Source organism: Providencia sp. PROV261, from assembly GCF_028477945.1.
Taxonomy (GTDB): Bacteria; Pseudomonadota; Gammaproteobacteria; order Enterobacterales; family Enterobacteriaceae; genus Providencia; species Providencia stuartii.
Genome location: NZ_JAMPMC010000005.1, coordinates 129303 through 144581, shown reverse-complemented (window position 1 = coordinate 144581; position 15279 = coordinate 129303). Strand labels below are relative to the sequence as shown.

Below are 15279 nucleotides of genomic sequence, written 5' to 3'. Positions count from 1 at the left end.
GGCAGCTTAGAAATTTATGTACTACACCTGCTGGATCATGTTTTCGTTCACTGCCGTATAGGCAGCTTAGAAAATATATACATGTTGGCTTGTTGTTCTGCTGATGTTCACTGCCGTATAGGCAGCTTAGAAACAGATAGCAGTGCGTGGTTACGTTAAATTCCTTGCTTACTACACCGATAATGATGATGCCCTTCAGTCAGCTACAGATGTTTATTTAGACGATGTAGCACAAAAACGCGCTCACAATATCCCAGCAACCAAATCCTTTGATGCTTTCCGCTATTGGGTAGTAGAGCAATCTGGTCGTTATGAAACTTTTGAAATGCTAGACGGTAGCCTACGCCGTGTCGCTAAATCAATCAGCTTTGCAAGAATGGATGGCCTAGCTTTTGGCGAACTCTACAAAGCCACACTCGATGTGCTTTGGAACTTCATTCTATTCCGTAAATTTCCCACCCAACAAGCTGCTGAAAATGCAGCTGGCCAACTATTGGATTTTACCTAGAGGCAAGACCAATGACCCAAAAACAAAGACCAAAGAAGAGAAGCAGTGGTTATCAGATGTAGCCGAACTTGGCTGTGTTTGCTGCCGCAATATGGGATATGGGGCAACTCCTGCGGAAATCCATCATACACGAACAGGGCAGGGTATGGCTCAACGAGCTAGCCACAAAGATGTTTTGCCGTTATGTCCACCTCACCACCGTGCTAGCTACGATACTGGTTTTCATGCAGCACCCAAGACGTGACAATAAATTCACGGCACAGAAGCAGAACTACTCGAGCAAACCCAAAAAGAAGTGATGGAGCTGCGTGCTTGTCGCACTTGATGACCATATAAAAAATATTGTTGATATGTAATAGGCAGTGAACCAATGAAACTCGAAAATACACTTAAAAACTTTCACCCTAAGTCACCTACATTCGGTAATGTAGCAGGTTGTACATCTCCTGACCGAATAACGGGAACAGATATCATGGCAGCTATGGGGATGACTGAATCACAAGCTAAGTTCGGTATGACGGCTTTTCTAGCGAAGAATGATATCAGCGAAGAAGATAAATTTTCTACAGTAGAGGCGCTGACCCAATATGCACTTAAAGTAGCACCTAAACTAGTTCGTAAAGCCGCGGGTAAGGAATTGGGTTGTTGCTTAATTATTCTGGCCAAGATGGCATTTGAAGATTATGCCCGTTCAGCAGGTTCAGTTTTTCCATGTTCAGCATGTAGCGGTAAGGGCCTTATTTATAAGCGTAAGGACGTAGTCAAACATCCTGGTATAACGAGACTAGACGGAACAGTGGTTATTGAGCCATGGATTGAAAATGAAAAGGTGGATGAGTTATGTGTTTCTTGCAATGGAAAGGGGCAAATAGCGCACCGTTGCCGCTGCAAAGGGCGAGGTAAGGTATTAGATGACATTCAAACTAAGCTGCAGGGCGTGCCTGTATTTAAAGATTGCCCTCGTTGCGCTGGTAAGGGGTTCAACCGTGTACCGTCGTCTGTGGCGTATAATGCGATAAAGCACTTAGTACCTGATTTGACTCAATCATCGTGGTCACGCAATTGGAAGCCTTTCTATGACAAATTATCCCGCAAGTGCCTTATTGAGGAAAGTATAGCGGAGCAAGCATTTAGCAAAGTAACCAAATAGACAGAGAAATTTGATTTTTGCATAAAATTGGCTTATTATCTCCTGATAATGGACTTTCTATACCTAGTCGCATTAAACCAATTAAAGGCCTCGCAATCGCGGGGTTTTTCGCACTATAGAGGTTTATATATGTTTGATGATTTTGAGGGGTTTGATGAGTTCGAGTGGGTTTAATTTATTGATATTGTTAAGTGGCTTATTGCTGAATTAAGCATATCTATATGATTAAAGTTAGTAATTAGATGAATTAAAGAAAAAAGCCATTCAGTATCAAATGGCTTAAATATCGAAAGTTGATTATTTATTGTTAATTATTAATTATCGTCATATACATCATTGTCTGGTATAATGTTGTTTGACATATCAAAGCCAATCAGGCCGCTATCATCTAACGAAATTCCAGCCCTTAGATACTTAGGGCCTAATAAATTATTAGGGTTTGAAAAAGATGGCGATCCATAGCAATATGAGAGCAGTGTTTGGTAGAACATCATGTCAAGTTTTGAGTGTAGATTTAAATTAACCACCTCTGTCCCTCCGCTAGCTCTTTCTAGCATTAACCTAAAAGGAATATCCTCCCCCGCAAAGTCATTATATATACTAGAAAACCCTTTAACATTGAAAACTATATAACGGCGCCTTTCCATAAAAACCTCGCTTAAATTTTATTAATAGACTAAGTTTTTGAAATTCAATTTAACTGTAGTTAATTAAAGCAACAAAAGCTAATTAATATTAAAATATTTAATGGAATGTGTTTTTTGTATTTAAGTGAGTATCTTTGATTGATTGATTGGTTGATTCAAAATTAACACAGTCAGATCTAGCGAGAGAGATGGGAGTTAAAAAGCAGGAAATCACCCGGCTTTTTAATCTTCAACACTCAACTAAAATTGACACTATTAATCAAGCTATTATTGCAATGGGGCATAGACTAACCCTTTCATTATTATAGTGCAAAACATCTAACCAAGAGGTCGCCTAGTGCGGCCTTTTTCGTATACAGCCACCGCAAATCACTATTAACACGTTTAATTACTGCAATGACGTTGCGGTTGGCTACCTATTAACTAAATCATGGAACACTCCATCGGGGGTGGATATGCGTATGCCACATAGAGATCCAAATAACTATAGCTGGTTCCGCGAGGTGCTTATCTTATTGATGACCATGCTCGGCGTGGCTGCCAGCTATGCATATAAGGTTTTAAACGGAGAGAGGTTCAGCTGGCGGACTTTTATCTTACAAGCAATTGTTGCGGTATTTGCTGGCGCAATTGTATTTCTTGCATCTAGTTACTATCAATGGGTTCCTGAAATAGCTGGAGGAGCAGCTGGCTTTGCTGGCTGGTCTGGTGCTGAACTCATTAAAACAATTGAAAAGCGTTTTTTAAGGAAGGTATCAGGTGAGTAAATTTAAATTCAGTAAACGCAGTGAAGAGAATTTACGTGGTGTTCATCCGGACTTAGTTAAAGTGACCCGTCGAGCGATCGAGTTAACCAATATTGATTTTATGGTTATCGAAGGTAAGCGAACTGAAGCTCGCCAACGACAATTAGTGAAAAATGGCGCTAGCCAGACTATGAATAGTCGCCACTTAACTGGACACGCTGTTGACTGCGCACCGTTGGTTAATCGTGAAATTCCGTGGAACGATTGGTCTAAGTTCAAGTTAGTTGCTGATGCAATGTTGCAAGCTGCCAAAGAGCTTAATGTCGATCTGGAGTGGGGCGGAAACTGGAAAAGCTTTAAAGATGGTCCTCATTTCCAATTAACACATAAATCATATCCGGCTTAATGCTTACAGAGGTCATTATGAAATTCGATAAGTCATTTTGGCTATTTATCATGGTAGTGATATTAGGCTGGTGGGTTGTTACTGTTCACGATAGCAACAAGCTACTGAAAAAAGAAAATTCAGAGCTTATTGATAGTATTCAAAACTACGAAAAGCGCATTAACTCCCTTCACGAACTCGACACTAAACATACCCAAGAGCTAACAAATGCAAAAGCTGAAATTGATAAGTTGCGTATTGCTGCTGAGCGCAATCCTGAGCGGGTGTACATCAAAGCCAGTTGTAAAAAAGCCGAGGGCACTACCGCCACCGGCTTGGATGATGCAATCACCGCCAGACCTACTGACACCGCTATCCGAAATTATTGGTTACTCAGAGAGCGAATTGCAGAGTCAGAGCAAATGATTAAGGGGTTGCAGGATTACATCAAAAAACAATGTCTTTAGCATTAATGCTATCGAGTGCACTGGTAAATTTCTTTTGAAAAGGAAAATAGTGGTTGGTATATAGATGCAATATATGCCCATGACGCAAGAATAATAGCGGCAATAGTTAGAATATATAAGATAATTGGGATTATATTTTTCTTTTCTAATTTTAAATATTTCAATGAGATATAATTAGTGCAAAAATCTAACATAAACGCTATATACAATATGGCAATAAAAAAAGCACAAGCCTGTTCAGCTACATTTGTAAGGTCTGGATATTTACATGAAACTCGTATCCCAAGAAACCACACTAAACCATTAGCGACGGCATAACAGGCAAGAGTTGCAATAAAAGCACTTGTTCGTTTACTCACAACCTTCACTTTTTTATATAGATCGGTAGTTGTATCCATTATTCCTTCCTTCTATTTAATTGATTTTCCAGTTTTCAATATAACCCATCACAAAGTCTATTTGTATTGATAGGCTTTTTAATGAGCTAAGGAGATAAACACGATGGCTAAACCGGATTGGGGGACGCTACAGCAACAGTTCCTCACCGAGCATGCTAAATCAGGAATACCCCCTAAAGAGTGGAGTGAAGACCAGGGACTTAATTACGCAACAGCAAGGCGATATATTAAAAGGCCAGCTGCGCAATCTGCGCAAAAGAAATTGCGCACTGCGCACGAAAAAGAATGCGCAAAAGAGTCTATATGTAATAGCGCAATACCAACTGCGCAGAGTAGAGAACATGATAGTGCGCACGATGATGAAAATACCTTTGATGTGCGCAACTACGGGCTTAATGACTCACAAGTCAAATTCGTTAACGAGTATCTTATCGACTTAAATCGAGCTGCTGCATATAAGCGAGCCGGTTATAAAGGCGAAGGCAATACAGCTTATGTAAATGCTACTCGAATGCTAAGAAATGCTAAGGTTTCAAGAGCAATCGCGGACGCGCTAGCAGAGCGAGAACGCAGAACCGAGATAACCCAAGATGCTGTATTAAAAATGTGGTGGGATATTGCGACCGCAGACGTTAATGAACTAACTGAATATCGTCGATTGTGTTGTCGTCATTGTTGGGGTTTTGGATTTAATTATCAGTGGCGCGATGTGATAGAGTTTGGAGACGCTGTTACTGAGGCTAGGGCTAAAAAGAAAAAGATACCAAATGACAATGGCGGTTACGGTTATGACAATTCGCTTGATCCTAATCCCGATTGCCCTCGATGCAACGGTTTTGGTATTGGCCGTGCGCATTTTCATGATACGCGAGACTTAACCGGCTCAGCTCGTCGTTTATTTGCGGGTGTGAAAGAGGGTAAGTTTGGTGTTGAGGTGATCACTCGTAATCAAGATGATGCGCTTAAAATGGTTGCACAGCATTTAGGAATGGTTAAGAACAAGACTGAGATAACCGGTGCTGATGGTGGGCCTATTCAATCAACAGGTATCGATTTAAGTCACTTGAGTTTTGAGCAACTTATGCAATTGAGAGCAAAGTCAAAGCAGTAAGATTTTTGGCATTATGATATAAAGGCATAGTTAAATATTGGATTGAGCAGGTAGGGAACATGTCTAAATATCGATTTTATGCATTGTATTTATTTTCTGTTCTTTTTTTGGGTGGGTTATTTATGAATCAATCTGTTGCCAAGTTTAATGAGTCACCTGAAATTTTGGTTAGACAGTTTCAACAGGATTACATGGAATGGAATGATCAGGCATTTAGTCTTAGAGACTCTAAGCCTAACGAGTATATGGATTTAGCGGGTAAAGCGTGGCGTACACTATTAACTAAATATACATTACCTGATTTTGTAGGAGAGCCTATTGCATTTGGCTCTGAATCAAGCCATGACCCCAACAAAGAGAAAATATTGTCAGTAAAGAACACTAACAATATTGCCGTTGTCACAACGCAATATCTAGTACCAGATGGTTATTCACCTATTCATGAATATCATTTAATTTTTCAGGATGGTCGGTGGTATTTAACGCAGGTTTATTTAGCTGACGAGGGCCAATTATATCCTGGGCTATAAGCAGGATAATTATGTCAATTATCATTCTATTTAACATAATGGCTCTTACATTTTGGGTGTAGATAAGACCCATTATGTCAAATTAGTTACTTTTGAATAGAATATTCCATTTGCCTTGTAGAAAAAGAGACGCCTTGTTTTTCTGCTTCATTAGACCAATATTTTGCCATCTTTTTATCTTTGGGAACCACAAAACCTCGGTCATAAAATATTGATAAAGCCAGTTGTGCTTCAGGAAAGCCAGCCTCAGCAGACTTGCGAATGTAACGTTCTGCTATGATAGCGTCTTGATCAACACCTTTACCATGTAAGAAAAGAGTGCCTAAACCATAGTATGCTTCAGCTGAGTTTCTCTTGATTGCTAGTTCGTAATAATTAAAAGCTTTTTGGTAGTCATGTGGGTAGTTCTTACTGTAGTGGTATATATAACCAAGCTTCTCTAATGCTTTTAGAGAACCCAAATCTGCGGCTTTTTCAAATGCTTTAATTGCTGCGGTCATATTAACATTTGTCCCGATACCAAATTCATAAGCGCCACCGAGCAAGTAGTAAGATTCCGGTGTTCCTTCAATAGCAGTTTGCAAGCTAACAACTGTAAATGCGACGAGGCCGGATCCATAAGTCCCATCGTAGTTGAATGGTTTGGAGTGAGCGAACGGAATGGTAAAACAATATGATATTATTAGCGAAAGAGCGAGTTTGTTCATCGTAATTTATTTCCTTATAAGATTATATTTATTCTATCTAACTTAAGTGATATTTTTAAGCTTATCAATCGATTTTAACTAATTATGGGTGCTTGATTTGCAGTGCGTAATGACGATAAGAAATTTACTATGCCAATCCCATTTCCATTTGATTTTAAAAATCCTGGCTATACGTAGGTGTTTGAATGGCGAATGGAGCGATGGAAATCACAGGAGCCAGGCGTTACGGAAAAAAAACGTGATATGGGAATGAGTTGGTTAACAGTTGGTCTGGCTTGTACGGTATGTAATTTTAATCGCGGAATCAGCGTAGGTATCGGTAGCCGTAAAGAAGAGTACGTCGATAAAATTGGCGTGCCTAAATCGTTGCTAGAAAAAGCCCGTATCTTTATGTCTTATCTACCGGCTGAATTTCGTTTCGGTTGGGATAGAACCAAAGATGCACCCCACATGAGAATAAAATTTCCTCATACTGACTCAATCATATCAGGTGAGTGTGGTGATGGTATTGGGCGAGGGGATCGTGCCAGTTTTTATATTGTGGATGAAGCCGCTTTCCTTGAACGACCCACTTTAGTTGATGCCTCACTGTCAGCGACAACCAACTCCCGACAAGATATTTCAACCCCTAAATAGTAGCAGAGAAAAGCTGGCGGAATGGAACAATAAATAATAAATTGCATTTAAGCATCAAGTCACGTTGTTGATTCCGGTGCTTACTTTCCATGATTAATTAAGGAACTAAGGTTGATGAAAAGCCGTTATCAGATTCAATTTTCACTATCGAGATTGGAAGTAGAGAAAATACAAAAGCTAATACAACAGCCTGTTGTTATAGATAAAGAAAAAATGCCATACAGGTTATTCACTAGGCTATGGAATATATTTTCAATGATATCGATTGCATTAGGGGGCGTATTATTAATAATTGGATATGAGGCTTATTCAGTTTTGGATGAATTTTCTGTTCTTAAAGACTTAGGTTTTTTTTCCTTTTGTGGCTTGATTATCTCATTGATATGTCTGTATATAACATTTCGCATAGAGCAGCGTTACATAGAAAAAAACGAGAAAAAAGAACAAAGTAATCCTGACAGACTAGTTAAGATTAAAATTAATAGGAAATATATAGACAGTATTATGAAAGGTACTCTAATAAGGGTATTTTGGCAAAATATAGAAGAATGCTATATCAAGGAAGAATACATGTTTATTTTTGCTTTTGATGGTGAAGGAGCCGTTATCCCAGCGAGTGCTCTAGCAGATGGTGAATTTCAAGAGTTATATCAGTTTGTTAGGGAGCAGATGGCTAGCCATAAATCCAAATAAAAAGACCGTCAAAGCATAAGCCAAGGTAATATGAGCTTGTTTAGAAATTTGTGTATTTGCCTGATTTTGATATGTTCAATCTAACATCAAAAGCAGGTTGTTTTATGGACGAAAAACAATTATAGGCTCTGGCTAACGAATTGGTCGAAAATCTCAAAACCCTTGAAGATCTCAACCAGTTCGATCGCCTGCTGAAAAAATCAGTATTGAAGCAGCGCTCAATGCTGAAATGACTTACTACATCGGCTATGATAAAAACCAGTCTAGAGTAAGCGTCAGTGCCCGCAACAGCTATTCGACAAAGACAGTTTCTACTGGCGATGGTGCGCACTTTCCGCGATTGTAACGACTCCTTCGAACCGCAATTGGTGAAAAATAGATCGATATGGATAACCAGATCCTGTTGCTGTGCCCAAAGGTATGACCACCCGTGAGGTTGCTGTTGCCTTCAAAGAGCGCTATAGCGCCGATGTTTCGCCGGAGATGGCCTCAAAGGTCACTGATGCTGCGATGGAATAGGTTGTTAAATGGCAGAATTGGTCAATTGATACTGTCTATCCCATTGTTTACCTTGACTGTATTTTCCTAAAAGCACAGCAGAACAGCCTCGTCATTAACAAATTCGCATTTCTAGCACTGGGTATCAATATCGAAGGCCAGAAAGAGCTATTAAATATGTGGCAGACCGAAAATGAAGGTGCAAAGTTCTGGCTTAATATGCTGACAGAGCTGAAAAAACGTGGTCTGAATGATATCCCCATTGCGCGTTGACGGGCGGAAAGGCCCCCATGCCGTGTATCCGCAGGCACGTATCCAGTTGTGTATCACACATACTCAAGAGTTCTCCTTCTATCCCTTGTATCAGGAAAGAATAGGGCAAATAGTGGTACATCAAAGTTGTTCAAAATAGATAAAGGCTTTCATGAGATCACTTTCACTTTCTGGCTTATTCAAATCTACGCCTGTCGCTTTCATTGTGATTTTAAATAGCTCTTCCCGTGTTATACCAAGTCTAGCAGAAACATGATTAGCGCAGCTTCTAACATGGGATGCTCTTTGATTTAAAGGTAATTCAGAGTTGAGGGCTTTTGACCTCGAACTATTGTGTGACATAAATTAACCCTAATAAATTCAACATGAGTTATTGTAACATTAGGAGATGCTGAAATTGGAAACTCGTACTGATGGACAAATTTAAAATAAATGATAGGCCAAAAATGAAAACTAACAAAAAGATAATGGAATTGGGTGAAAAGCTTAAAGATAGACTGCCACTAGAGCGAGTTATGTTCGCGGTCGAATATGTTAATTATTGTGAAAGTCCTTTAGCTTTAGAAACGTTACGTGATTATATCGAAGAATACGATGTAGTGATTACTCATGATGAATATAATTCCTTCATCGAAATAGCAGAAGAATTAAATATCCAGCTAGATACGAAAGACTTAATTGTGAGGTGAAAAAATTGAATAACCACAGTGCAAATAAGCACTCAGGATATACATCAATACGTTATCATAAAATTACCCTAGTGCTACATTAAGGTTTCAGGTGGTCAAATTGACCGTTAGTAGATAAAACTCATTAATAGTTACACCTATCAGATGAAAACTATTTTTGGGTTAATAGTTCAATATTTGACAAGGCGCTACTGTTGTTAATGAATAATTAGGTTAGCGTAAAACTCTAAACGAAGGTGGTAATCATGAATTTTCAGCATTTTCGAATAGCTAGGCCAGTGAGCAATTTAACAAAAAGTCGTGAAATGTATTGCGGTGGGCTAGGGCTAGAAATAATTGGCTCATTTTCAAATCATGATGGTTTTAGTGGGTGCATGTTAGGAAAAGTAGAGCTGGGTTGGCATATTGAATTTACGGAATGCCATGAGCACCCCGTATCACCATCCCCTACAAATGAGGATTTATTGGTGCTGTATATCCCAAATCGAGAAGAGTGGCTTGATGTTTGTTTGAAAATGGATAATGCAGGATTTAATAGAGTGAGATCATTTAATCCATATTGGGATATTGAGGGAGTGACATTCAGTGATTGTGATGGGTATAGAGTTGTTCTACAGAACGGAAAATGGGGCTAGTGTATTACACGGTTAAGATTATCTTTGCTTGGCGTTTCAGTATCTGCAATAAATTGATTATTGATGATACTTATGCAACATTCGTAATAAACCCTATCATAGCATAATAGAATGATAATCGTGCTCACAAGATAGCCAGAAAAATGTATGTAGGGAATAAAAAGGGGCATTCAATCTATCTTTTAAAATAATTAAAAATTAATTATATCAAATTGCTAGTCCCCGCGTTGGCAATAAAAATAACCTTTATTATTAAATGACCAAATGAATTTATTTGCGATGAAAATCATGCTTCATGATATTTTCAGATGCCCATTCAGAATATAAATTTTATGCATGATAAATTCTTAGAGCGAAGTATCTTGATAGATTTGGGGTCGGATGATGTTGCCCAAGATCCCTTTTACTAGCGTATATTGGCGGATTTATGCGCAAATTTTTTAATTGCGTTATTTAAATGAAAGAGTACAGTTCTTTCATTAATACTCAATATTTTCGAGTAGCGTTTGTATGTAGTTTTGACTAATATAAGTAAAATATTGGCTAAAACGAACATTACAGATTAGGACAAAATAAAGGAATTATTTATTCTTGTTGTTTCTAGGCGTAATGAAGCTGCTTCCAATGATAATTGGAACGTATGGTTGGATGAAATACACGAAGATACAAATGAAAAAGCTGGACCTTGAATTAAACATGCAACATTTTCAATGGAAGATAATAAAGACCTAACAGCTGTGGTTTACCACAAAATCGTTAAATAAAGCGTACTGCTACTGTTGTACATATGTATCTATGTATATTATGAAGTATATTATCAATAGCAATGGTCGTTAAAATGATTAGAGCTGACTTAGAAACTAAGCAATTTGAACAGACTGGAAAATTAAAAATAAGGAACTACTTAGTGATTAACAATACTATCAAGCTATCAATGATATTCGCGGTTATTTTTTCAGTTTCATCATATGCAAAACCAATCAAAATTGAATGTGAAAGATCACAGAAGGTTCCTGATGTAGAAGTAAATAAGAAAGAAAGATTATGGTCGCTGGATTTCGACAATGCAACCTCTGAGGTTGATGATAAAAAGACATTCGTAATAGAATCAGGCTCTATAACATGGACGGACCCTTGGGGAAGTGAATACACCTATTTTATTGATGATAATGTTCCGCGTGTGAAAGGGTATAGAATAATGCAGGCTTATAGCAAAAACGAAAGTAATATTGAGCGTGGTATTAGTTATTTCGAAGAAAAAAAAGTGCTACGAGAAAGCTATCATTATAAAGGTGAGGACTTCGCTATCTGGCGTACAGGATGTGAAATATTTGATCCAGAAATAGATTAGATATTTCTGCACATAAAACTAAATAAGATTAATTTTTTGATATTCCAAGTGACTGATTTTAAGAGGCCTCTCAGTGCGGTCTTTTTTCTATATACAAAAGTGTTACCGTCTCCGGATTGAATGATGGGCAACCGCCCGACCTACTTGACTCTGCTATCCGAAATCATTGGTTACTCAGAGAGCGAATGATTAAAGGGTTGCAAGATCACACTAGAACGAAGTGCTTAATTAATAATTCAATGAAGTAATCAAGAAAAAGATAATAAAAATCAGTAAAAAAATGGCAGATAGACCAACTAATACACGAAACATATTAAGCAGATCAATGGCAATGCTAGATTTGTTGTCATTTTTGTTGATTGGCTTGGAACTTATCCCTTTAAACGACAGCCAAATAATCAAGAGCAACACGGGACCTAGAATGAGCGTAGTAATACCTAAGATAATGGGGACTAAAGCCATAATGTATTCCTAATCTTGCGATACAGGTTTCATAAGGAGAAATTATACAAAAATACGGTAACAAAAATAATTAATGGAATAAAAAATGAAGCAAAAAATGAGTAAAGGCACCCAGACATAGAAGTATCACCTTTATATTTATGATCCATATAAAGGGCTATGGCTGTGAATGAAATAAACGAAACAATGAATGCAGTAAAAAGAGCAGCTCCTAAGTCAGCCATAATAGATAAGTTCCTGTTCAATCGAAGTTGCCAGTATACATAAGTTAAATATTTATAGCCATCAGCTAATCGCTAGTGGTTTTTTCATTTATGGAAACAGTCATGTTAAATAAGAGGAGTGCGGCGCATTGTTGCTGCCTCATGTGTTATCTATATTCCTTATGTAGTGAGCGCATACTGAGAATCAAACACAATGAATACCACCGTTTAGGTTGTTTTTCTGGCATATCACAGTAGCGTTTGCTGTGGATAGAAGAAATGACGTGACAGTGGGACAATCAAAAATCTATTTTTATGAGTAGGCTTTTTAATCAGCGAAGAAGATAAACACGATGGCTAAACCGGATTGGAGGACTTTAGCCGGTGCATCTTGCCAGTTATTTGTGGAGGGAAGGAGGGGAAGTTTGGCGTTGAGGTGATCACTCGCTATTAAGGTGATGCGCTTAAAATGGCCACACAACATTTAGGGATGGTGAAAACCCGAACTGAATTAACCAGTAAAGGCGGCGAACCTATTAAAACTGAAATTGCAAACATGACTTCACAAGAGGTTGCTGACGCTTATAAAAAACTAATGGGTTAATTACTGGAAATAGCCGTTTGAGCGAAAAAATAGGTTATGCAAAAACACCTATTTTACGTACGTTTTATTCACTGAGAATTTATGCATTTTTAAGGAGTAATTTAGATAAATGGTGCTTATCTGCAGAAACTAAATTGAACCTGTTTTCCGTAGGGGTAAGCACCATTATTTTAAATAAAAATGTGTTAGTCACATTTAAGTGGGGGGCAGGATGCCCCTTAGGGGGTGTCGTTTAAAAGAAACAATAAAAGCATTGCCACGGCGTTATTAATCATATGCAAAATAATTGGTGCCATAAGCGAATTAGTCTGAATTCTGACATGGCAAAAAATAACGGACATCACAAAAATCATAATAAATGTGGCAGGTGAATTATATTGATGGTGTATCATTGCAAATAGTACAGAGGTGATAATAATCATCACATGCTTGCCATTTGGGCCGTAGCCCATTCCGGCATTCAGTAAAAAGCCTCTGAAAATAATTTCTTCAATAATTGGCGCTGCGAAAACGACTGACACGACCAGAATAAACTGATGCAATGGTGATAGGGCGAGCATCTCAAGTATCGATGTTTCATCTTCTCCGTAAAACATAGTTGCAACAGATAATATGACCATTGCTATTATTGGAAGCCTGAGATCTGAAAATCGTACTGTGCCGAAAGGCATTAGCCCGGTTTGTTTCTGGTAATATGCTCGAGAGAACAGGGAATAAGGTAAGATAAATAGAATCGTAAATAGGGGCCAAGCGGCTAAGGCATCGTTATAGGTGGTTATTCCAGGAAATGCCAGTAAGGCATACTGAATTAAGTACCAACCTACAAAAAAACTGACGCAGACCAAGCTGTGTAGAACTCTGTCCATAGATATCATTATTATCCACATTGTTTTGTTGTTTATAAACGTTGATTTTAATGTATTACCAATAAAAAACCAAAAAATATTGGTTTTGTTTCATTTGCCATTGTCGAAGCGCTTAAGTGGATTATATTAAATAGCCCCTAAATGTAAGGAATTGACTAAGCCAACTCCTTCCCATTTGATTTAAAAATACTGAGCTATTTCCTGCATGATGAGCATGTGACAAAGACAATCCAGCCCAATTTATCATTGATTGGGGGATGATTAACGACCCACGTAATCCTGAGCGTGGCTTACCCTCGTATATTCCATTTACTGCTCTTTCCTTGGCAGGAAGAATGGGCTAAACGGTTTATCAGTAACGCACTAACAAAATATCGTCGTCTGTAATGAGGCGGTGCTAATCTCCCAGAGCGAGAATGATACGTATGATAATGTAAAACAATGCTATTAGCTTAATAAAAGTTAACTTTCACTCTTATCTGGAGTAATAGCTATCATATATCTAGATATGGTGTATAGCTCGTAGGCTTACAATGATGTTGATGTGGGGCACGCACTGCAAAAGTAAATATACCTGCTCGTAATAAAAGTAAAATCGCAATACCAAGGCTAGCCACGAGCAAGAATCCACTCAGGATGAGTAAATTAAAAATGCATTTGACCTTGGTTTTGCTTGCCACGAAAAAAACATGGAAAATTAGCTAAGGTAAAGTGAGTGCTGAATATCTCAGAGAAATTTGTTGCAGGAATTACTTATCTGTCAGTTGATGACTTAAAAAGTATCAACAGCGTATTGATAGTGCTGCAAACTCTTAATGAGCCAATAGAAGTAGAAGTATTGAACTTCAATGATCTTAGTTTATCCCAATCAAGTTCAAGTCATGTGAACTATTACCAGCAAACAGATGATATGTTTGTTCTTGTTTCATCTTTAATTAAAAGCTGGATAAGAAACCACCCGGTTACTAATGCGAATAAATGAACCGCTATGATGGCGAGTTGTGTTTATCTACTGCTTAACGGTTATGAGTTAACTACCCCAAAGAATGAGGTCATAGAGATGGCTAATGGAATGGCGACCAAAGAATATTCGCTTATTGAGTGAGATGGTTGGTTAAGTTTCTGATTTAGGCCTTTTGACTTAAGACAATTGTGTGAGTAAACGGAGATAGCAGCCATCTCAATCATCAAGATAAAGATAGACTAGTTCACTGTGGCGATTTTCCTAGGCATAAAAAAGTCGAAGGTGTTATCACCTCAGCTATAGATAATACCATCATCGACCAACCTGCTCATTTCGCTAACAAAATTATTGGTTATTCAGATAGCACATGATTTTAAGGTCGCAGAATTATGTAAGACAGAAGTGTTTATTTGAATAGCAAATAAGTGATACTGATTAAAAAGGGAAGGTATCCAGTATTGAAAAGATATAAAGAATAATGTTAACAAGAGGTATATCACTAAAATATATACGATTATATCAAAAATCTTTCCCGTATGTTGATTGCGTTCAAATATAAAAATATAAATCTTATTTAAGTTTTAATAGGATTTATATTAACTAGCCATACGGGAACAGCAATAGTTAAAATAACAAGTCAACAAAAAGCAACATCGCTACACGTATGCAGATATAAAGAAAAGGGGGATGCCATCATCTTGAGCAAAGGAGGGTGCAACCGATACTGCATGCCCCTCTTTCTTTAATGACGCTAAC

Annotated in this window: 19 protein-coding genes, 3 pseudogenes and 1 CRISPR repeat array (1 of these 23 cut by a window edge); of the genes and pseudogenes, 17 read left to right on the top strand and 5 right to left on the bottom strand. The window is 38.0% G+C overall.

The features are described from left to right. Nucleotides 1-133: direct repeats of the CRISPR family, unit length 28 nt; unit sequence GTTCACTGCCGTATAGGCAGCTTAGAAA (it extends 135 nt beyond the left edge of the window). A 9-nt stretch (nt 134-142) separates the two neighbouring features. The 3 genes and pseudogenes from PR675_RS03320 to PR675_RS03310 all read left to right on the top strand — a co-directional run. Beyond that, a pseudogene (locus PR675_RS03320) lies at nt 143-508 on the top strand (DUF1367 family protein); the annotation flags it as partial. After that, nucleotides 477-833: pseudogene (locus PR675_RS03315) on the top strand (Ref family recombination enhancement nuclease). The pseudogenes PR675_RS03320 and PR675_RS03315, both read left to right, overlap by 32 nt. Before the next feature lie 45 nt (nt 834-878). Continuing rightward, nucleotides 879-1658 carry an antitermination protein Q gene (locus tag PR675_RS03310; RefSeq protein WP_060561337.1) on the top strand — a complete coding sequence of 260 codons (780 nt, stop codon included), beginning with the start codon at nt 879-881 and terminating at the stop codon, nt 1656-1658. 314 nt (nt 1659-1972) lie between these two features. On the opposite strand, the gene PR675_RS03305 is transcribed toward PR675_RS03310, so the two are convergent. Next, nucleotides 1973-2305: a hypothetical protein gene (locus tag PR675_RS03305; protein ID WP_014658133.1), complete on the bottom strand. Its 333-nt coding sequence runs from the start codon at nt 2303-2305 to the stop codon at nt 1973-1975. A gap of 146 nt (nt 2306-2451) precedes the next feature. Here PR675_RS03305 and PR675_RS03300 point away from each other — a divergent pair, with 146 nt between their 5' ends. From PR675_RS03300 to PR675_RS03285, 4 genes are all read left to right on the top strand, one after another. Beyond that, complete coding sequence (locus PR675_RS03300; RefSeq protein ID WP_163767551.1) at nt 2452-2613, top strand: helix-turn-helix domain-containing protein; 162 nt, start codon at nt 2452-2454, stop codon at nt 2611-2613. 147 nt (nt 2614-2760) lie between these two features. Beyond that, nucleotides 2761-3072, top strand: a complete 312-nt coding sequence (locus PR675_RS03295) for a phage holin family protein (RefSeq protein WP_167537612.1) — start codon at nt 2761-2763, stop codon at nt 3070-3072. Further along, nucleotides 3065-3457: a M15 family metallopeptidase gene (locus tag PR675_RS03290; protein WP_014658135.1), complete on the top strand. Its 393-nt coding sequence runs from the start codon at nt 3065-3067 to the stop codon at nt 3455-3457. The genes PR675_RS03295 and PR675_RS03290 overlap by 8 nt, the downstream gene beginning before the upstream one ends. Nucleotides 3458-3474: 17 nt before the next feature. Then, nucleotides 3475-3903 carry a lysis protein gene (locus PR675_RS03285; RefSeq protein ID WP_060561336.1) on the top strand — a complete coding sequence of 143 codons (429 nt, stop codon included), beginning with the start codon at nt 3475-3477 and terminating at the stop codon, nt 3901-3903. 8 nt (nt 3904-3911) lie between these two features. Here the strand turns inward: PR675_RS03285 and PR675_RS03280 are convergent, their stop codons facing one another. Beyond that, nucleotides 3912-4301: a hypothetical protein gene (locus PR675_RS03280; protein ID WP_060561335.1), complete on the bottom strand. Its 390-nt coding sequence runs from the start codon at nt 4299-4301 to the stop codon at nt 3912-3914. A 103-nt stretch (nt 4302-4404) separates the two neighbouring features. Between PR675_RS03280 and PR675_RS03275 the strand changes: the two genes are divergently transcribed. Then, nucleotides 4405-5412 (top strand): terminase small subunit, encoded by a 1008-nt coding sequence (locus tag PR675_RS03275; protein ID WP_060561334.1) that lies wholly within the window; start codon nt 4405-4407, stop codon nt 5410-5412. Nucleotides 5413-5534: 122 nt separating this feature from the next. After that, entirely contained in the window at nt 5535-5942 is a 408-nt protein-coding gene (locus PR675_RS03270) for a hypothetical protein (protein WP_071243406.1), read from the top strand. 86 nt (nt 5943-6028) lie between these two features. Here PR675_RS03270 and PR675_RS03265 read toward each other — a convergent pair whose 3' ends face one another. Then, nucleotides 6029-6649: a tetratricopeptide repeat protein gene (locus PR675_RS03265; RefSeq protein WP_053110726.1), complete on the bottom strand. Its 621-nt coding sequence runs from the start codon at nt 6647-6649 to the stop codon at nt 6029-6031. Between the two features lie 192 nt (nt 6650-6841). Here PR675_RS03265 and PR675_RS03260 point away from each other — a divergent pair, with 192 nt between their 5' ends. The 3 genes and pseudogenes from PR675_RS03260 to PR675_RS03250 all read left to right on the top strand — a co-directional run. Continuing rightward, nucleotides 6842-7285, top strand: a complete 444-nt coding sequence (locus PR675_RS03260) for a hypothetical protein (protein ID WP_400494665.1) — start codon at nt 6842-6844, stop codon at nt 7283-7285. Nucleotides 7286-7399: 114 nt separating this feature from the next. Then, a complete protein-coding gene (locus PR675_RS03255) occupies nt 7400-7978 on the top strand; it encodes a YcxB family protein (RefSeq protein WP_060561333.1) in 579 nt (192 codons plus the stop codon). A 128-nt stretch (nt 7979-8106) separates the two neighbouring features. After that, nucleotides 8107-8810: pseudogene (locus PR675_RS03250) on the top strand (IS256 family transposase); the annotation flags it as partial. Between the two features lie 59 nt (nt 8811-8869). On the opposite strand, the gene PR675_RS03245 reads toward PR675_RS03250, so the two are convergent. Beyond that, nucleotides 8870-9091 carry a hypothetical protein gene (locus PR675_RS03245; RefSeq protein ID WP_014658141.1) on the bottom strand — a complete coding sequence of 74 codons (222 nt, stop codon included), beginning with the start codon at nt 9089-9091 and terminating at the stop codon, nt 8870-8872. A 71-nt stretch (nt 9092-9162) separates the two neighbouring features. Here PR675_RS03245 and PR675_RS03240 point away from each other — a divergent pair, with 71 nt between their 5' ends. The 4 genes from PR675_RS03240 to PR675_RS03225 all read left to right on the top strand — a co-directional run bounded on the left by PR675_RS03240 (nt 9163) and on the right by PR675_RS03225 (nt 12693). Continuing rightward, nucleotides 9163-9438, top strand: coding sequence for a MafI family immunity protein (locus PR675_RS03240; RefSeq protein ID WP_004918836.1), 276 nt, complete (start codon nt 9163-9165; stop codon nt 9436-9438). Between the two features lie 245 nt (nt 9439-9683). Beyond that, complete coding sequence (locus PR675_RS03235) at nt 9684-10073, top strand: VOC family protein (RefSeq protein WP_014658143.1); 390 nt, start codon at nt 9684-9686, stop codon at nt 10071-10073. An 838-nt stretch (nt 10074-10911) separates the two neighbouring features. Beyond that, the gene (locus PR675_RS03230) at nt 10912-11424 is read left to right on the top strand and encodes a hypothetical protein (RefSeq protein WP_053110725.1); all 513 of its coding nucleotides are present in this window, start codon (nt 10912-10914) and stop codon (nt 11422-11424) included. Between the two features lie 1134 nt (nt 11425-12558). Further along, nucleotides 12559-12693, top strand: a complete 135-nt coding sequence (locus PR675_RS03225; protein ID WP_272582662.1) for a hypothetical protein — start codon at nt 12559-12561, stop codon at nt 12691-12693. 218 nt (nt 12694-12911) lie between these two features. Here the strand turns inward: PR675_RS03225 and PR675_RS03220 are convergent, their stop codons facing one another. Next, nucleotides 12912-13568, bottom strand: a complete 657-nt coding sequence (locus tag PR675_RS03220) for a CPBP family intramembrane glutamic endopeptidase (protein WP_060561331.1) — start codon at nt 13566-13568, stop codon at nt 12912-12914. A gap of 706 nt (nt 13569-14274) precedes the next feature. Here PR675_RS03220 and PR675_RS20980 point away from each other — a divergent pair. Then, on the top strand, nt 14275-14541 hold the full coding sequence (locus PR675_RS20980) for a death-on-curing family protein (protein WP_072197223.1): 267 nt from the start codon (nt 14275-14277) through the stop codon (nt 14539-14541). Nucleotides 14542-15279 lie beyond the last annotated feature (738 nt).